This is a genomic window from Thermocatellispora tengchongensis (assembly GCF_014202315.1).
GTDB classification, from domain to species: domain Bacteria; phylum Actinomycetota; class Actinomycetes; order Streptosporangiales; family Streptosporangiaceae; genus Thermocatellispora; species Thermocatellispora tengchongensis.
The window spans coordinates 1-20,258 of the sequence record NZ_JACHGN010000047.1 but is presented as its reverse complement, the minus strand read 5'-3'; the positions used below and the strand labels follow the sequence as shown (position 1 = coordinate 20,258).

3 protein-coding genes are annotated in these 20,258 nt (G+C 75.4%); all 3 read right to left on the bottom strand.

The window, feature by feature from the left end; all coding sequences use genetic code 11:
- The coding region (locus HNP84_RS50600; RefSeq protein ID WP_185057337.1) for a type I polyketide synthase at positions 1-6,660 on the bottom strand (6,660 nt) is incomplete at its 3' end.
- 37 nt (positions 6,661-6,697) lie between these two features.
- Positions 6,698-12,940 (bottom strand): type I polyketide synthase, encoded by a 6,243-nt coding sequence (locus HNP84_RS50595; protein ID WP_185057336.1) that lies wholly within the window; start codon positions 12,938-12,940, stop codon positions 6,698-6,700.
- A gap of 46 nt (positions 12,941-12,986) precedes the next feature.
- Positions 12,987-20,246: a type I polyketide synthase gene (locus tag HNP84_RS50590; protein ID WP_246519652.1), complete on the bottom strand. Its 7,260-nt coding sequence runs from the start codon at positions 20,244-20,246 to the stop codon at positions 12,987-12,989.
- Between the last annotated feature and the right edge of the window lie 12 nt (positions 20,247-20,258).

Below are 20,258 nucleotides of genomic sequence, written 5' to 3'. Positions count from 1 at the left end.
CGCGCACACCGCGTCGAACGCCTCGGCGAACACCGGAAACCGCCCGTACAACTCCCGGCCCATCCCCAACCGCTGCGCCCCCTGCCCGGTGAACAGCACCGCCAGGCCGCCCGTGGGCCGGGCCTGGCCGCCCGCGCGGCCGTCGGCGACCGCGGCCAGTCCCGACAGCAGCTCGGCGCGGTCCCCGGCGACGACGGCCCGGTGCTCGTGGAGGGCCCGGGTGGTCGCGAGGGTGTGGGCGATGTCCCGGGTGCTCACGTCCTCGTGCTCGCGCGCGTACGCGATCAGCCGCTCGGCCTGGGCGCGCAGCGCGTCCGCGCTCCGCCCGGAGATCACCCACGCCACGGCCGGGTCGCCGGCGGGCACGGGGTCCACGGCCGGTACGGGCGTCTCCGCCGCTTGTTCCAGGATCAGATGCGCATTGGTGCCGCTGATCCCGAACGACGACACCCCCGCACGCCGCACCCCCGGCCAATCCCACCGCCGCGACTCCCGCAACACCTCCACCACACCCGAGGACCAATCCACATGCGGCGACAGCTCATCCACATGCAACGTCCGCGGCAACACCCCATGGCGCATCGCCATCACCATCTTGATCACACCGGCCACCCCCGCCGCCGCCTGCGCATGCCCGATGTTCGACTTCACCGACCCCACGAACAACGGCCGATCCCGCTCCCCCCCATACGCCGCCGTCAACGCCTGCGCCTCGATCGGATCCCCCAGCGCCGTCCCCGTCCCATGCGCCTCCACCACATCCACCTCCGACGCCGCCACCCCCGCATTCGCCAGCGCCTGCCGCACCACCCGCCGCTGCGACGGACCACTCGGCGCCGTCAACCCGTTCGACGCCCCGTCCTGATTCACCGCCGACCCCCGCACCACCGCCAGCACCCGACGCCCGTTCCGCACCGCGTCCGACAACCGCTCCAAAAGCACCAGGCCGACCCCCTCCCCCCAGACGGTGCCGTCGGCGCCGGCGCCGAACGCCTTGCACCGGCCGTCGGCGGCCAGCCCGCCCTGGCGGCCGAAGTCGGCGAACACGCCGGGCGTGCACATGACGCTGACGCCGCCGGCGAGCGCGAGGTCGCACTCCCCCGTGCGCAGCGCCTGCCCGGCCAGATGGATCGCGACCAGTGAGGACGAGCAGGCGGTGTCCACGGTCACGGCCGGCCCTTCCAGCCCGAACGCGTACGCGACCCGCCCCGACACCACGCTGGCCGCGTTGCCGATGCCCAGGTGCCCGTCCACGCCCTCGGGGATCTCGCGCAGCATGGCGATGTAGTCGTGGGTGTTGGAGCCGACGTAGACGGCGGTGCGGCTGCCGCGCAGCGTGTCCGGCACGATGCCCGCCCGCTCGAACAGCTCCCAGGACGTCTCCAGGACGAGCCGCTGCTGCGGGTCCATGGCCAGCGCCTCGCGCGGCGAGATGCCGAAGAAGCCGGGGTCGAAGTCGGCCGGGTGGTCCAGGAAGCCGCCCACCGGGGCGTACGGGTGGCGCGGGTCGGGGGTGAAGTCCCAGCCTCGGTCGGTGGGGAAGGGCGAGACGGCGTGCACCCCGTCGCGCACGGCCGCCCACAGCTCCTCCGGCGAGGTGACGCCGCCGGGGAAGCGGCAGGCCATGGCGACGACGGCGAGCGGTTCGCCGGTGGGGGCGGCGGGGGCCGCGGGCGCCTCGCCGTCGTGGCCGTGCCCCAGCAGCTCCGCGAGGAGCCGGCCGGCGAGCGCGCGCGGTGTCGGGTGGTCGAACACCAAGGTCGCGGGCAGCCGCAGCCCGGTGGCCGCGGCCAGCCGGTTGCGCAGCTCGACGGCCGTCAGCGAGTCGAAGCCGGCGTCCTTGAACGCCCGCTCCGCGTGGACCCCGTCGGGAGAGGGGTGGCCGAGCACGGTCGCGGCGTGCGTGCGCACGAGGTCGAGCAGCAGCCGTTCCCGGTCGGCGGCGTCGAGCCCCGCCAGGGTGGCCGCGAGCCCGCCACGCTCCCCCGCCGGCGCCGCGGTGACCACGCGCCGGACGAGCCCGCGCATCAGCGGCGGGACCTCCTCGCGCCAGGCGCGGGTGTCGAGGCGGGCGGTGACGGTGGTGGCCTCTCCCGCCGCGAGCGCGGCGTCGAACAGGGCGAGCGCGTGGCCGGTGCCGAGCGGCCGGACGCCGGCGCGGGCGAGCCGGGCGAGCTGCGCCTGCCCGAGGCGGCCGGTGAGCCCGCTCTCCTCCGCCCACAGCCCCCACGCCATCGAGACGGCGGGCAGGCCGAGGTCGCGGCGGTGCTCGGCGAGCGCGTCCAGGAAGGCGTTGCCGGCCGCGTAGTTGCCCTGCCCGGCGCTGCCCAGCACGCCGGCGGTTGAGGAGAACAGCACGAACATGGCGAGTCCGGCGTCGCGCGTCAGCTCGTGCAGGTGCACGGCCGCGTCCACCTTGGCGGCCAGGACGCGCGCCAGCCGCTCCGGCGTCAGCGACGCGACGACGCCGTCGTCGGTGACCCCGGCCGCGTGCACGACCCCGGCCAGCGGCACGCCGGCGAGCAGGCCGGCGAGGGCGTCTCGGTCGCTCACGTCGCAGGCGGCCACGCGTACGCGCGCGCCGCCGGCCTCCAGGTCGGCGAGCAGTTCCCGCGACGCCCGGCCGGTACGGCTCACCAGCAGCAGATCGCGCACGCCGTAGCGGCCGACGAGGTGGCGGGCCACGATGCCGCCGAGCGTGCCCGTGCCGCCGGTGACCAGCACGGTCCCCTCGATCGGCGCGGTCTCCCCCGGGACCCGGCCGGGCGCCCTGGCCAGGCGCGGGACCGTGACCAGGCCGTCTCTGATCCTGAGCTGCGGCTCGTCCAGGGTGAGCGCGCCGGGGAGAAGCTGGAGGGACGACGGGCCGCCGTCCAGCTCGACCAGGGTGATCCGGCCCGGCTGCTCGGCCTGCGCCGACCTGACGAGGCCGGCCGCGGTCGCCTGGGCGGTGCCGCCGGGCGGGAGGAGCACGGCGAGCCGCGAGGCCGCGAACCGCTCGTCGGCCTGCCAGTCCTGGATCGCGCGCAGCGCCCACTGGGCGCAGGCGTGGGCGTCGCCCGCCAGGCCGCCGCCGGGTTCCGGGCAGCGGGTCAGCACGACGGCGGGCGGCGCCGGGTACGCCGCCGCGAGCTCGTCCAGGGTCGCGTACCGCTCCGTCACCGCCGGGTCTCCCGGGTCGCCGAGCCACGCGACCGAGAGCCCCGCCCCATCGGGCACGGACACCGCGGTCCACTCCACCCGGAACAGCGCGTCGCGCACCCCGCGTGCTCCCGTGCCGAATTCGCCGGACTGGTCGTACTGGCCGAACTCGACGGACTCCACGACGGCGACCGGGCGCCCGTCGGCGTCCGCGATGGCGACCGACACGGCGTCCACCCCCGCGGGCCTGATCAGGACCCGGACGGCCGTCGCGCCGGCCGCCAGGACCTCCATGCCCTTCCACGCCACCGGCTCGCGGTCCGACACCGTACGGAGGGCGGCGTCGAGCAGGGCGGGGTGCAGCACGAACCGGCCGGGTTCCCCGGCGGGCAGCGCCACCTCGGCGTACACGTCGTCGCCGCGCCGCCAGCTCGCGCGGACGAGCGGGTGCCCGCTTCGCACGGGCGTGGCGTCCGGGGGCGGCCAGGCGCGCAGCTCGGCGCCGGCCGGTGCCGTGGAAGTGGTGAGCGTGCCGGTGGCATGGCGGATCCAGTCGGCGTCCTCGTCCTCGGGCCGGGAGTGCACGCTGACCGTACGGCGCCCGGCCGCGTCCGGGTTGCCGACCGCGACCTGGATGCGCAGGCCGCCGCGGTCGGGCAGGACGACCGGGGCGGTCACGGTCAGCTCCTCGACGCGGTGGCCGCCGGTCTCGTCCCCGGCGCGTACGACCAGCTCGCCCAGCGCGGCGGTGGCCAGCCGCCCGTCCTCGGTCAGCCAGGGCTGATCGGTCAGCGCCAGGCGGCCGGTGAAGACCACGCCCTCCCCGCCGGCCAGCGTGACCCGGGCCCCGAGCAGCGGGTGCTCGGCCCCGTCCACGCCGAGTCCGGCCGGATCGGCGGCCGGGACGGGCACCAGCCAGTACCGCTCCCGCTGGAACGGGTACGTCGGCAGGTCGATCCTGCGCGCGGGGGGCACGACGGCACGCCAGTCCACCTCGATCCCGGCGGTGTGCGCGCGGGCCAGCGCCTCGACGAACCGGTGCGAGTCGCGGCGCAAGGTGGGGATCACATGCGGGTGCTCGATCGCCTGGGTCAGGACGGGGTGGGCGCTCACCTCCACGAACGCGTCGAACCCGTCGCCGGTCAGGGCCTCGATCGCCTCACCGAACCGCACCGGGTTGCGCAGGTTGGCATACCAGTACTCCGCATCCAGCTCACCGCCGCTTGTCCACCCGCCGGTCACGGTTGACCACATGGGCAGCTCGGCCTCCCGGGGCCGGATGTCCGCCAGCTCGGCCAGCAGCCGCTCGCGGATCGCCTCCACCTGCTTGCAGTGCGAGGCGTAGTCCACCCCGATCCGGCGCACCCGCTCATCTGCCAGCAGCTCATCCACCGCACCGGAGAGCACGATCTGGCTTGGGCCGTTGACCGCCGCGATCTCCACCTCCCGGCCCGCGATCAGCTCCTCGGCCTCCGCGAGCGGCATCCGCGCCACGGCCATCCCGCCCCGGCCGGACAGCACCTCGGCCACGGCACGGCTCCGGGCGACCACGATGCGCGCGGCGTCCTCCAGGGACAACGCGTCGGCCACGCACGCGGCGGCCACCTCGCCCTGGGAGTGGCCCACCACGGCCTGGGGCTCGACCCCGCACGCCCGCCACAACCTCGCGAGCGAGACCATGACCGCGAACAGGACCGGCTGCACCACATCCACCCGCTCCAGCTCGGCCCCCGACCTCAGGATCTCGATCACGGGCACGCCCAGGGCCTGCTCGCACTCCGCCATCGCCTCGGCGAACACGGGAGAGGAATCCAGCAGCCCGGCCGTCATCCCGGCCCACTGCCAGCCCTGGCCGGGGAACACGAACACGGCCTTGCCCGAGCCCGGCTCCACCGGCTCGATCCCGGCCAGCCCGGCGAGGGCCGCGTCACCATCGGCCGCCAGGACCACGGCACGCCGCCCCAGCACCGGCCGCGACAGCAACGACCACGCCACGTCCGGCAACGGCTCCCGCGCCAGCACCGCGCCGATCTGCCCGGCGACCGCCCGCAGCCCGGCGTCGTCGTGGGCCGAGAGCACCAGCGGCACCGCGTCGCCGGACACGACCGGCTCCCACTCCGGCGCCGGCTCCGGCTCGGCCGATGGGGCCTCCTCCACGATCAGATGCGCGTTCGTCCCGCTGACGCCGAACGAGGACACCCCGGCCCGGCGCGGCCCCGCCGACTCCCACGGCCGGGCCTCGGTCAGCAGTTCCACCGACCCCGCCGACCAGTCCACGTGCGGCGTGGGCTCGTCCACGTGCAGCGTCTTCGGCAGCACACCCTGCCGGATCGCCATGACCATCTTGATCACGCCGGCGATCCCCGCGGCGGCCTGGGCGTGCCCGATGTTGGACTTGATCGAGCCGAGCCACAACGGCCGTTCCCGGCCCTGCCCGTAGGTGGCGAGCAACGCCTGCGCCTCGATCGGGTCGCCGAGGGTGGTCCCCGTGCCGTGGGCCTCGACGGTGTCCACGTCGGACGCCGACAAGCCCGCGTTCGCCAGCGCCTGCCGGACCACGCGCTGCTGGGCCAGGCCGTTCGGCGCGGTCAGGCCGTTCGACGCGCCGTCCTGGTTGATCGCCGAGCCGCGGATCACCGCCAGCACCGGATGGCCGTTCCGCCGGGCGTCGGAGAGCCGTTCGAGCAGCAGTACGCCGGCGCCCTCGGCCCAGCCGGTGCCGTCGGCCGCCGCGGCGAAGGACTTGCAGCGGCCGTCGCGGGCCAGGCCGCCCTGCCGCGAGAACTCGGTGAAGCCCGCGGGGTGGCCCATCACGCTGACCCCTCCGCCGAGCGCGAGCGAGCACTCGCCCACCCGCAGCGACTGGCAGGCGAGGTGCAGCGCGACCAGCGACGCCGAGCAGGCGGTGTCCACGGTCACCGCCGGCCCCTCGAACCCGAACGTGTAGGCGACCCGTCCGGTGATCACGCTGGGCACGTTGCCGATGGCCAGGTAGCCCTGCAGTTCCTCGGGGGCCTCGTCCACGCGCGCCACGTACGCGGAGGACACGCCGCCGACGAAGACGCCGGTGGCGCTGCCGCGCGCCGAGGTGATGTCGAGGCCGGCCCGCTCGAACGCCTCCCAAGAGGTCTCCAGCAGCAGCCGCTGCTGCGGGTCCATCGCCAGCGCCTCACGCGGCGAGATGCCGAAGAAGCCCGCGTCGAAGCCGGCGACGTCGTACAGGAAGCCGCCCTCGCGCACGTAGGTCGTGCGGGCGCGCTCGGAGGCGGGGTCGAAGAGGCGGTCCAGGTCCCAGCCCCGGTCCTCGGGGAATCCGGCGACGGCGTCACGGCCCTCGGCCACCAGCTCCCACAGGTCCTCCGGCGTGGCGACCCCACCCGGGAACCGGCAGGCCATGCCGATGATCGCGATTGGCTCGCGGTTCCGTTCCTCGCTCGCGCGCAGCCGGCTCCTGGCCTGCCGGAGCTCGCCCATGACACGGTTGAGGTATTCGCGGAACTTCTGCTCGTCAGTCGCCATTGCCCTCTCCACGCAAAGCCTTCGGGGGGTCGGACGGTCACCGGTCGGTTGTGCCGAGCTCCCTGTCGATGAGGTCGAACATCTCGTCGTTGCTGACGGCCGCGAGGTCGCCGGCCGCGTGGTCGCCGGCGTCCTGCTGGCGCCACTTCCACACCAGGGCCTCAAGCCGGGTGACGGCTTCGGCCATGGCGTCGGAGTCCGGCGGCAGCGCGGAGAGCGCCATGTCGAGCTTGTCCAGGTCGTCGAGCACGGCGGTGCCGGGATCGTCCCCCCACTGGCTCTGGAGGTACGCGGCGAGCGCGCTCGGCGTGGGGTGGTCGAAGACCAGTGTCGCGGGCAGCCGGAGCCCGGTGGCGGCGTTGAGCCGGTTGCGCAGCTCCACCGCGGTGAGCGAGTCGAACCCGAGGTCCTTGAACGACTTGCCGGTGTCCACCACGGCGGGCGAGGAGTGCCCGAGGACCGTCGCGACGTGCGCGCGTACCAGCTCGACCGCGCGGGAGCGCCGCTCGGCCGGGGAGAGCGCGTCGAGCCCGTCCGCCACGGGGATGTGCGCCGGGGCGGACGCGCGGCGGGCGAGCAGCCTCGGGGCGGGGACCAGCTCGCGCAGGATCGGCGGCACCTCTCCTCCGGCGGCCTGGAACCCGGAGATGTCGAGCCGGGCGGGGATCTGGACGGGGAGGTCGGCGCGGACCCCGGCGTCGAAGAGCGCGAGCCCCTGCTCGGCGGTGAGCGGACGCATGCCGTTGCGGGCCATGCGGGAGATGTCGCCGGCGTCCAGATGCCCGGTCATGGCGCTGGCCGACTGCCAGAACCCCCAGGCCAGCGACACTCCCGGCAGGCCCGCCGCGCGGCGGCGGGCCACGAGCGCGTCCACGAACGCGTTCGCCGCCGCGTACGCCGCCTGCCCCACGCCGCCCACCACGCCGGCGACCGAGGAGAACACCACGAACCAGGCCACGTCTCCGGCGAGCTCGTGCAGGTTGACGGCCCCGTCCACCTTGGGCCGCAGCACCCGGTCCACCGCCCCCGCGTCCAGCGAGGCCACCAGGCCGTCCTCCACCACCCCGGCCGCGTGGATCACGCCGGTCAGCTCCACGCCCTCCAGCACCTCCGCCAGCGCGGCCCGATCGGCCACGTCGCACGCGGCCACCCGAATGTCGGCGTCCAGATCCCCCAGGCCCTCCGGCATACGACCCGAACGGGACAGCAGCAACAGCCTCCGCACGCCGTACCGCGTCACCAGGTGACGGGCCAGCAACGAGCCCAGCATCCCGGTCCCGCCCGTGATCAGCACGGTCTTGTCCGGGTCCAGCGGCCGTGGCATGCGCAGCACGATCTTGCCCACATGGCCGGCCTGGCTCATCCAGCGCAGCGTCTCGCGCACCTGGTGCACGTCGCGCACCGTCACGGGCGGCAGCGTCAGCGCGCCCTCGGCGAACATGTCCATGACCTCGTCGAGGAGCTCGCCGATCCGGTCCGGCCCCGCCTCCGCCAGCTCGAACGCCCGATACCCGATACCCGGAAGACTCCCCGGGTCCCGGACGTCGGTCTTGCCCAGCTCGACCAACCGCCCGCCCTCGCGCAACAGCCCGATCGAGGCGTCCAGCAACTCGCCGGACAACGAGTTCAGCACCACATCCACCCCGCCAGGGGCCAGCCGGCGGAACCGGGCGGCGAACTCCACCGACCGCGACGAGCCGATCTCCTCCTCCGCCAGCCCCATCGACTCCAGCACCGGCCACTTGGCCTCACCGGCCGTCCCCAGCACCCGCGCCCCCAACCGCCGCGCGAGCTGCACCGCCGCCATCCCCACACCACCCGCGGCCGCGTGCACCACCACCGTCTCCCCGGCCCGCACCCCACCCAGATCGGCCAGCGCATACCACGCGGTCGTGAACGCCACCGGCACCGCCGCCGCCTCCTCGAACGACCAGCCCTTGGGCACCGGCACGAGCACCCGCTCGTCCGCCACCCCCAGCGGCCCGAAGCAGCCGGCGACGAACCCCATCACCCGGTCGCCGACGGCGCACCGGGTCACATCCGCCCCCACCTCGGTCACGACACCGGCCGCCTCGCTGCCGAGGGCCGCTCCGCCGGGGTACATGCCGAGCCCCACGAGCACGTCGCGGAAGTTGACGCCCGCCGCCCGGATGGCGACGCGTACCTCGCGGGGTCCCAGCGGCGCGCGGGCGGCGTCGTCGCCGATCACGGAGACGGCGTCCAGGCTGCCCGCCGCGGTCGTGTCCAGCCGCCAGCCGTCGCCTTCCGGGGGCACCAGCGCGCCGGTCGTCCGCGCCAGCCGCGGGCACAGCACCTCCCCGTCGCGAACCGCGATCTCGGGCTCGTCGCCGACCAGCCGGTCCCATGGCACCAGCCCGCCGTCCACGTCCACCAGCACGATCCGGCCGGGGGCCTCCGCGGCGACCGACCGCATGAACCCCCACACGGCGGCGCCCACCGGGTCCACATCCGGGCAGGCCACGGCGCTCCGCGTCACGAGCACGAGCCGCGACATGGCGAAGCGCGGCTCGGCCAGCCACTGCCGCACCTCGGACAGGACCGAGACGATCGCGGCGTGGGCGTCGGCGGCCATGACGCCCGGGTCGGACCCGCCGCCGGCGCACAGCAGCACGACGTCGGGGATGCCGGCGACCTCGTCCAGGTCGGCGTACCGGTCGAGGTCCAGCCCCCACAGCTCCAGGTCCGCCGCGATCCCGAACGGGTCGTCGCCCACCATCGCCCAGCGCCCGCCCAGGCCGGCCGGGAGGTCCGCGGCCCGCCACTCGACCCGGAACAACCAGTCGGGGTGCGGGGCGACCGCGGCTCCCATGGGCCGCAGCGTCAGCGTACGAACGGCGGCGAGCGGACGGCCCGTCACGTCGGCCAGGCGTACGGACACGGCGTCGGCCCCGGCCGGAGAGATCATCACCCGGGCGGCGAGGGCGTTCGCGGCGTGGACGGTCACGCCCGTCCAGGAGAACGGCAGGCGCACCTGATCCCCGGGGTCGCCGTCGGTGAGCCCGATGGTGTGCAGCGCGGCGTCCAGCAGCGCCGGGTGCAGGAGGAACCCGGCCGCCGCGTCGCGCGCCTCGTCCGGCAGCGCGACCTCGGCGAACAGCTCCTCCCCGCGCCGCCACGCCGCGCGAAGCCCGCGGAAGGCCGGCCCGTACCGGTACCCGATCTCGGCGAGGGTGTCGTAGAGCCCGTCCACCGGCACCGGTTCGGCATCCGCCGGGGGCCACGCGCTCAGGTCGAATTCGGGCTCGTCGCTCGCGGCGTCGATCACGCCCACCGCATGGCAGACCCACTCGGCCGCCTCGTCGGTGCGGGCGTGGACCTCCACCTCACGCGCACCGTCCGCGTCCGGCTCGCGGAGCAACACCTGTACCTGCACGCCGCCGTCGGCGGGGATCGTGAGCGGGGTGTGCAGGGTCAGCTCGGCCAGATGGCCGCGGCCGGCCTCCTCTCCTGCGCGCAGGACCATCTCCGCCAGGGCCGCCCCCGGCAGCACCACCACATCCCCCACCGCGTGGTCCCCCAGCCAGGGATGCGCGGTCAGGGTGATCCGGCCGGTGAACACCACCTGCTCGCCGCCGGCCAGCGCCACCCGCGCCCCGAGCAACGGGTGATCCGCCCCGTCCACGCCCAGCCCGGCCGCGTCCACCTCCGGCGAGCCGCGCAACCAGTAGCGCTCGCGCTGGAAGGGGTAGGTCGGCAGGTCGATCTCGCGGGCGGGCGGGACGACCGTGCGCCAGTCCACCTCGATCCCGGCGGTGTGCGCACGGGCCAGCGCCTCGATGAACCGATCCGAGTCGCGCCGCAAGGTGGGGATCACATGCGGGTGCTCGATCGCCTGGGCCAGGACGGGGTGGGCGCTCACCTCCACGAACGCGTCGAACCCGTCACCGGTCAGCGCCTCGATCGCCTCACCGAACCGCACGCGCTGACGCAGGTTGGCATACCAGTACTCCGCATCCAGCTCACCGCCCTGTGCCCAGCCGCCGGTCACGGTGGACCACATCGGCAGCCCGGCCTGGCGCGGGGTGATGTCGGCGAGCTCGGCCAAGAGCCGGTCCCGGATCGCCTCCACCTGGGCGCAATGGGAGGCGTAGTCCACGCCGATCCGGCGCACCCGCTCATCTGTCAGCAGGTCTTCGACGGCGCCGGAGAGCACGATCTGGCCTGGGCCGTTGACCGCCGCGATCTCCACCTCCCGGCCCGCGATCAGCTCCTCGGCCTCGGCGAGCGGCATCCGCGCCACCGCCATGCCGCCCTTACCGGACAGGACCTCGGCCACGGCCCGGCTCCGGGCCAGCACAACCCGGGCGGCGTCCTCCAGGGACAGCACCCCGGCCACGCACGCGGCGGCCACCTCACCCTGGGAGTGCCCCACCACGGCCTTCGGCTCCACGCCGCACGCCCGCCACAGCCGGGCGAGGGAGACCATGACCGCGAACAGGACCGGCTGGACCACATCCACCCGCTCCAGCTCCGCACCCGACCGCAGGATCTCGGTCACGGGCAGGTCCAGGGCCTGTTCGCAGTCGGCCATCGCCTCGGCGAACACCGCGGAGGCATCCAGCAGGCCGGCCGTCATCCCGGCCCACTGCCAGCCCTGCCCGGGGAACACGAACACCGCCCTCCCCGAGCCCGACTCCACCGGCTCCACCTCGGACAGACCGGCGAGGGCCGCGTCACGATCGGCGGCCAGCACCACCGCACGACGATCCAGCACCGGACGCGACAGCAACGACCACGCCACATCCGCCAGCGGCTCCCGCGCCAGCACCGCGCCGATCTGCCCGGTGACCGCACGCAACCCGGCATCGTCGCGGGCCGAAAGGACCAGGGGCGCGACATCGCCGCGCAGCACCGGATCGGCCGCGGGGGCCGGTTCCGGCGCCGGCGCCTCCTCCACGATCACGTGGACGTTGGTGCCGCTGACGCCGAACGAGGACACTCCGGCCCGCCGGGGGCCCGCCGACTCCCAGGGCCGGGCCTCGGTCAGCAGTTCCACCGACCCCGCCGACCAGTCCACGTGCGGCGTGGGCTCGTCCACGTGCAACGTCTTCGGCAGCACCCCGTGCCGCATGGCCATGACCATCTTGATGACACCGGCGACACCCGCCGCCGCACCGGAGTGGCCGAAGTTCGACTTGATCGAGCCCAGCCACAGCGGCCGTTGCCGGCCCTGCCCGTAGGCGGCGAGCAACGCCTGCGCCTCGATCGGGTCGCCGAGGGTGGTTCCCGTGCCGTGGGCCTCCACCGCGTCCACCTCGGAGGCCGGCACGCCGGCGTTCGCCAGCGCCTGCCGTATGACGCGTTCCTGGGCCAGGTCGTTGGGGGCGGTGAGGCCGTTGGATGCCCCGTCCTGGTTCATGGCGGAGCCGCGGACGACGGCGAGCACCCGGTGGCCGTTGCGCCGGGCGTCGGAGAGGCGTTCGAGCAGCAGGACGCCGACGCCCTCGGCCCAGCCGGTGCCGTCCGCGGCGGCGGCGAAGGACTTGCAGCGGCCGTCGGGGGCCAGGCCGCGCTGCCGGGAGAACTCGGTGTAGATGCCCGGATAGGGCATCACGGTGACGCCGCCGACGAGCGCCATGGCGCAGTCGCCGGCGCGCAGCGACTGGCCCGCCAGATGCAGCGCGACCAGCGAGGACGAGCACGCGGTGTCCACCGTGACGGCCGGACCTTCCAGGCCGAACGTGTACGCCACCCGCCCGGAGGCGACGCTCGTCATCGCCCCCGTGGCGAGATAGCCCTCGACCTCCTGCGGGGGCCGGCCCAGCCGCTCCACGTACCCCGACGAGATCGCGCCCACGAAGACGCCGGTGCGGCTGCCCTTCAGCGCGCGCGGGTCGATCCCCGCCCGCTCGAACACCTCCCACGACGTCTCCAGCAGCAGCCGCTGCTGCGGGTCCATCGCCAGCGCCTCACGCGGCGAGATGCCGAAGAACCCCGCGTCGAACTCGGCCGCGTCGTACAGGAACCCGCCCTCACGCACATAGGACGTGCCGGGGTGGTCCGGGTCGGGGTGGAACAGCGCCTCCAGGTCCCAGCCGCGGTCCTCGGGGAAGCCTCCCACCGCGTCGCGTCCCTCGGCGACGAGGTGCCACAGGTCCTCGGGAGAGGTGACCCCGCCCGGGTAGCGGCAGGCCATGCCCACGATCGCGATCGGCTCCCGGAGCGCGGCCTCCGTCTCGCGCAACCGGTCGCGGGTCTGCCCGAGCTCGGCGGTGACCCGCTTCAGGTAGCCGAGTAGCTTCTCTTCGCGATTCGACATGATCAGCGCTCCTGGTCGGGCGAGGACGGCGACGGCTGGTCACGGTTCACGGCGTCCCCAGCTCCTTGTCGATGAGGTCGAACATCTCCTCCGCGGTGACCGATTCGAGGTTCTCCGCGGCCAGCGCCCCGGCCCCGGCGGAGGGCCTGGCCCGCCACCGGTCGAGCAGTCCCTGCAGCCGCTCGGCGATCCGGTCGCCGGCGTCGTCGCCGGGCTGGAGGCCGGTCAGCAGCTCCTCCAGCCGGTGCAGCTCGCCCTCCGCCGACGCGGCGCGATCGGGCAGGAGCCGGTCGCGCAGGTACCGGGCGAGGTCGGCGGGGGTCGGGTACGTGAAGGCGAGCGTCGCCGGGAGCCGCAGCCCGGTGAGACCGTTCAGCCGGTTGCGCAGCTCCATCGACGTCAGCGAGTCGAACCCGAGGTCCTTGAACGCCCGGTCGGCCTCGACGGTGGTCCCGTCCTGGTGGCCGAGCACGGCGGCGGCGTACGCCTGGACCTTGTGCAGCAGCAGCCGGTCGGCCTCGGCGGGGGACAGCGCCGCGAGCCGCCGGGTGAGCGCGAGGTCGTCCGCGGCGGTGGCGGCGGTCCTCCTGGCGGTCCTGCCCGGGGATCGGCCCACCCGGTCTCCGAGCACGGCGGGGTCGTCCGGGCGGAGGAGGAGCACGACCGGCTCGCCGAGGGCGAGCGCCTGGTCGAACAGCTCCGCCACGCGCCCGGCCGGCAGCGGGGCGAAGCCGTCCCGCGCCGCCTCGTCCCCGTACGGCCCGCAGGCCAGGCAGGTGGCGGGCAGGCCGTCCGCGCGGCGGCGGGCGGCGAGCGCGGCGAGGAAGGCGCCGGCGGCCGCATCCCCCGGGCGGCCGGAACTGCCGAGCGCGCCCGCCTCGGAGGCGAGCAGCACGAACCAGTCCGGGCGAAGGCCCAGCTCGTGGAGCCTGACGGCCCCGTCCGGGTCCCCGGCGTACACCACGCCGGAGGGGCGCGCCGCGACGATGGCCCCGGGCTCGTCGGGGAGCACGGTGACGGCCGCGTCCGGAGTGTCCGCCCAGCCGGGGTGGGTGACGACGAGGCGGCCGCCGTGCCGGCTCGCGAGGTGGCGCGCGATGGTCGCGGCGAGCCCGGTGGGCGGCCCCACGACCAGGACCTCCCCGTCGATCCTCGGGGCATCGGAGCGCGGCTGCGCGGGGACCAGCCGGGGCACGAGGACCGCGCCGGCGCGGAGGGCGGCTTCGGGCTCGCGGCCCGCCGTCGCCGCGAGCATGTCGGTGTCGAAGGCGTCCGCGTCGTCCAGGTCGATCAGGGCAAACCGGTCGGGGTGTTCGGCTCGGGCGGAGCGGACGAGCCCGGCCACCGAGGCGTGCGCGGGGTCCGGACGCGGGTCCCCGCGACCGGTCGTGACGGCGCCGCGGGTGAGGAAGACCAGCCGGGAGGAGGCGGTGCGCTCGTCGGCCAGCCAGCGGGCCAGCGTACCGGCCGCCTGCTCGGTGAGGACGCGTGCGGACGCGGCGAGCCCGGCCGTGTCGTCCGGCCGGCCGAGGCGGTAGAGCACCGTGGCCGGGAGCGGCGCGTCGTGCGCGAGCAGGTCGCGGGGGTCGCCGAGGACGGCCGGCTCCGCGCCGGCGGGCGGGGCGATCTCCGTCCATTCCAGCCGGTACGCTCCGCCCGGCTCCGGCTCCGCCACGGCGCCGAACGACAGGGACTCGACGACGGCCACGAGGCGGCCGGAGTGATCGGCGAGCTCGGCCGAGCAGGTCCCGTCCGCACCGGGCGTCAGCCGTGCCCGTACGGCGGTCGCGCCGGTGGCGAACACCGCCACGCCGTGCCACGAGACGGGGGCCGCGGCGTCGGGCAGGACCGGACGCAGGGCCGCGAGCAGCAGGTCCGGATGCAGCAGGAACGCATCGGGCTCCCGGCCGTCGCCGCCGGTCAGCGCCGCCTCCACATGGAACACCCCACCGGCCCGCCATGCGCGGCCCTGGGCCGTGCCGCCGTCGAACGGCTCCGTGTCGGCCGCGTGTCCCCAGCCGTCGAGCGCCCAGGCGGCCTCCTCGTCCGTGTCGTACGCCGCCGCCTCCACGGCGCCGGTCGCGTGGCGCGCCCACTCGCCGTCCCCGGCCCGGGTGTGCACGACGACCTCGCGCCGCCCGCCGGGACCGGCGGCGCGCACGGCCACCTGCACGTGCGCGGCTCCGCTGACCCCGTTCTCGACGGTCAGCTCGGCGAGCCGGCCGCAGCCGACCTCGTCGCCGGCGCGGACGACCATCTCGGCGATGGCCGTCGCGGCGTACTGCGGGGTGGCACCGGCGGGGAGCCGCTCGTTCAGCACCACACCGCCACCGTCCGCGAGCACGACGGGACCGCGCGCGGCGTCGATCCCGGGAGCGGCCGGCCAGTAGCGGCGTCGCTGGAACGGGTAGGTCGGCAGGTCGATCCGGCGCGCGGGCGGGACGACGGTGCGCCAGTCCACCTCGATGCCGGCGGTGTGGGCGCGGGCCAGCGCGTCGATGAACCGGTGCGAGTCGCGGCGGAGGGTGGGGATGACGTGGGGGTGCTCGATCGCCTGGGCCAGGACGGGGTGGGCGCTCACTTCGATGAACGCGTCGAAGCCGTCGCCGGTCAGGGCCTCGACCGCCTCGCCGAACCGGACGCGGTTGCGCAGGTTGGCATACCAGTAGTCGGCGTCCAGCTCACCGCCGCCAGTCCAGCCGCCGGTCACTGTGGACCACATCGGCAGGTCCGCCTGACGTGGGGTGATGTCCGCCAGCTCAGCTAGCAGCCGGTCCCGGATCGCCTCGACCTGCGCGCAGTGTGAGGCGTAGTCCACGCCGATCCGGCGCACCCGCTCATCGGTCAGCAGGTCATCCACCGCGCCGGAGAGCACGATCTGTGCCGGGCCGTTGACCGCCGCGATCTCCACCTCACGGCCCGCGATCAGCTCCTCGGCCTCGGCGAGCGGCATCCGCGCCACGGCCATACCGCCCTGCCCGGACAGCACCTCGGCCACGGCACGGCTGCGGGCGACCACGACGCGGGCGGCATCCTCCAGGGACAGCGCCCCGGCGACGCAGGCCGCGGCCACCTCTCCTTGCGAGTGGCCCACCACCGCTCGCGGCTCGACCCCGCACGCCCGCCACAGCCGGGCGAGGGAGACCATGACCGCGAACAGGACCGGCTGGACCACATCCACCCGCTCCAACTCCGCACCCGACCGCAAGATCTCGACCACGGGCACGCCCAAAGCCCGTTCGCACTCCGCCATCGCCTCGGCGAACACCGGGGAGGAATCCAGCAGCCCGGCCGTCATCCCGGCCCACTGCCACCCCTGCCCGGGGAACACGAACACCGACCTCCCCGAGCCCGCCTCCACCGGCTCGATCCCGGACAGACCGGCGAGGGCCGCGTCACGATCGGCGGCCAGTACCACCGCCCGCCGATCCAGCACCGGCCGCGACAACAACGACCACGCCACATCCGGCAAGGACCGCTCAGCCAGCACACCCGCCACTTGACCCGCGACCGCACGCAGCCCCGCATCATCCCGGCCCGAGAGCACCAACGGCACCACATCACTCCGCAGCACCGGATCGGCCACCGGCACCGGCTCGACCTCCGGCGCCTCCTCCACGATCACATGCGCGTTCGTGCCGCTGATCCCGAACGACGACACCCCCGCCCGACGCGGACCCGCCGACTCCCACGCCCGCGCCTCGGTCAACAGCTCCACCGCACCCGCCGACCAGTCCACATGCGGGCTCGGCTCGTCCACGTGCAACGTCTTCGGCAGCACCCCGTGCCGCATCGCCATGACCATCTTGATCACACCGGCCACCCCCGAAGCGGCGGCGGTGTGCCCGATGTTGGACTTGATCGACCCCAGCCACAACGGCCGCTCCCGCCCCTGCCCATACGTCGCGAGCAACGCCTGCGCCTCGATCGGGTCACCGAGGGTGGTCCCCGTGCCGTGCGCCTCCACCGCGTCCACCTCGGACGCCGACACGCCGGCGTTGGCGAGCGCCTGCCGTACCACCCGCTGCTGGGCGAGGCCGTTCGGGGCGGTCAGGCCGTTGGAGGCGCCGTCCTGGTTGGTGGCCGAGCCGCGGACCACGGCCAGCACGTGATGACCATTCCGCCGGGCGTCCGAGAGCCGTTCCACCAGCAGCACGCCGACGCCCTCGGCCCAGCCGGTGCCGTCGGCCGCGGCGGCGAAGGACTTGCAGCGGCCGTCGCGGGCCAGGCCGCCCTGGCGGGAGAACTGGGTGAACCCGGCCGGGGTGGCGAGCACGCTCACGCCGCCCGCCAGTGCGAGATCGCACTCGCCCGCGCGCAGCGACTGGCCGGCGAGGTGCAGTGCGACCAGCGACGACGAGCACGCGGTGTCCACCGTCACCGCCGGGCCCTCGAACCCGAACGTATACGCCACCCGCCCGGAGATCACGCTGGTGACGCTGCCGGTGAGGGCGTGGCCCTCGGCCCGGGGGTCCTGGGCCGAGCCGTACCCGGAGGCGGAGGCCCCCACGAACACCCCGGTGCGGCTGCCGCGCAGCGTCGCCGGGTCGATGCCGGCTCGTTCGAACAGCTCCCACGAGGTCTCAAGGACGAGCCGCTGCTGCGGGTCCATGGCCAGCGCCTCGCGTGGCGAGATGCCGAAGAAGCCCGCGTCGAACTCGGCCGCGTCGTAGAGGAACCCGCCCTCGCGCACGTACGACGTGCCGGGGTGGTCCGGATCGGGGTGGAACAGTGCGTCCAGGTCCCAGTGCCGGTCCTCGGGGAACGCGGAGATCGCGTCCGTGCCCTCGGCGACCAGCCGCCACAGGTCCTCGGGGGAGGCGGCCCCGCCGGGGAAGCGGCAGGCCATGCCGATGATCGCCATCGGCTCGTCCGTGCCGGTCGCGGCGGCGGCCGGCGCGTCGGTGGCGGCGGGCAGGCCAAGGAGTTCGCCGTGCAGCTCGCGTGCGAGCGCGGCGGGGGTGGGGTGGTCGAACACGAGCGTGGACGGCAGCCGCAGGCCGGTCGCTGCGGCCAGCCGGTCGCGCAGCTCGACCGCCGTCATGGAGTCGAAGCCCAGGTCACGGAAGGCCCGCTCGGGCTCGATGTCGCGGGCGGAGCCGTGCCCGAGCACGGCCGCGGCCTCCGCCCGCACGAGGTCGGCCACCAGGGTGTCGCGCTCCCCGGGGGACGCGGCGGCGAGCCGGCGGGCCAGGCCGGGCTCGCTCTCCCGCCCGGGGTCCGGCTCGGCGGGGCGGCGCCCGGCGTCGGCCAGGCCGGCGATGAGCGGGCTGGGCCTGCGGGCGGTGAAGCCCCGGACGAAGCGGTCCCAGTCGATGTCCGCGACGGCGACGGCGGTCTCGTCCAGGTCGAGCGCCTGCCCCATCAGGGTGATCGCCCGCGCCGGGTCCATCGGCACCAGCCCGTGCCGGCGCAGCCGGTCGCCGGTGCCGTCGCGGGCGACCATGCCGTCGCCGTCCCACGGCCCCCACGCGATCGAGGTGGCGGCCAGGCCGCGTGCCCGGCGTTGGGCGGCGAGCGCGTCGAGATAGGCGTTCCCGGCCGCGTACGCCCCGGCGCCGCCGCTGCCCCACACGGCCGCGACCGAGGAGAACAGCAGGAACGCGTCGAGCCGGCGGTCGCCGAAGAGGGCGTCGAGATGCCGGGCGCCGTTCAGCTTGGCGTTCACGACCGCCGCCAGCTCGTCCGGCGCCGTCTCGGCGATGGCGCCGTAGTGGGACACCCCGGCGGCGTGCACGACCGTCCTGATCGGAGGACCGGCGGCTTCGATCCGCCGGACGAGGTCGTCGAGAGCCGCGTGGTCGGCGACGTCGCAGGCGGCGACGGTGACGCGGACGCCGGACGCGGAGATCTCGCCGACCGGCTCGGCCACGCCGGGGGCGTCGGGCCCGTGCCTGCTCACCAGCACGATGTGCTCGGCGCCGCGCCCGGCGAGCCAGCGTGCCACGCCTGCGCCGAGGGCGCCGGTGCCGCCCGTGATCAGCGCGGTGCCGGACGTCCGCCAGGTGCGGCGGGTCTCGGGCGCGCCGGCGCGCACTAGCCGCCGGGCGAACACGCCCGCCGCGCGGACGGCGGCCTGATCCTCGGTGCCGGTGAGGACGCCGCACAGGCGCCGCAGGGCGCGCTCGTCCACCGCGCCGGGGAGGTCCACGAGGCCGCCCCACAGGTGGGGCAGTTCGAGCGCCGCCACCCGGCCGAGGCCCCAGGAGGCGGCCTGGATGGGGTTGGGCAGCGGATCGTGCGGGCTCACCGAGACGGCGCCCCGGGTGAGGCACCATATCGGCGCGGTCAGCCCGGCGTCGGCCGCGGCCTGGAGGAGAAGGGCGGTGCCGGTGACTCCGGCGGGCCCGCCGGGAACCGCGCCGTCGGCGAGCGCGGTGAAGGCGAGCACGCCCGCCACATCGCGCGGCAGCAGGCCGGCGAGCCGTTCGCGGTCAACGTGCTCGCCGCTTTCATCGTCTTCGGCGGGGACGAGGGTGCGCAGGTCCAGCCCGCATCCGGCGAGCCCGTCCGTGACGGCGGCGATCCAGGGGTCCGCCGCGAGAGCGCGCGGGACGACGGCGAGCCAGGCGCCCGCGGGGGTGCCGGTGGGTTCGGGGCGGGCCTGCCAGACGGCCCGGTAGCGCCACCCGTCCGCGGAGGGCGGCGGGGGCTCCAGCCAGAAGCGGCGCCGCTGGAAGGCGTAGGTGGGCAGCTCGGCGGGGCGGGCGCCCGTGCCCGCGAAGGCGGGCGTCCAGTCCACGTCGGTGCCGGTGACGTGGAGCGCGCCCAGCGCCTGCTGCAGCGCCACCGGCTCGGGCCGGTCCGCGCGCAGGGCCGGGACGACCACGAGCGCTTCGCCGGGGGCGAGCACGTCGGAGATCATCGGCGCCAGCACGGCGTCGGGTCCCAGCTCCAGGAAGCGGCGCACACCGGTGCCGGCCAGCGTCCGCACGCCGTCGGCGAAGCGGACCGGCTCGCGTACATGCCGCACCCAGTACTCGGGGGTGGCGATCTCCTCCCCGGCGATCCGCCCGGTGAGGTTCGACACGACGGGTATGCGCGCGGGCCGGAACGACAGGCCGCGCACCACCCGGTCGAACTCGTTCACCATGCCCTCCATCCGTGGCGAGTGGAACGCGTGACTCACCCGCAACCGGCGCGTCTTGCACCCCCGCTCCGCGAACAACGCCGCGACCTTCAGCACCGCCTCCTCATCCCCCGACACCACCACCGACCGCGGACCGTTCACCGCCGCGACCGACACACCCCCCTCCCCCGCGAGCACCGGCACGACCTCCTCCTCGGACGCGGCCACCGCCACCATCGCGCCGCCCTC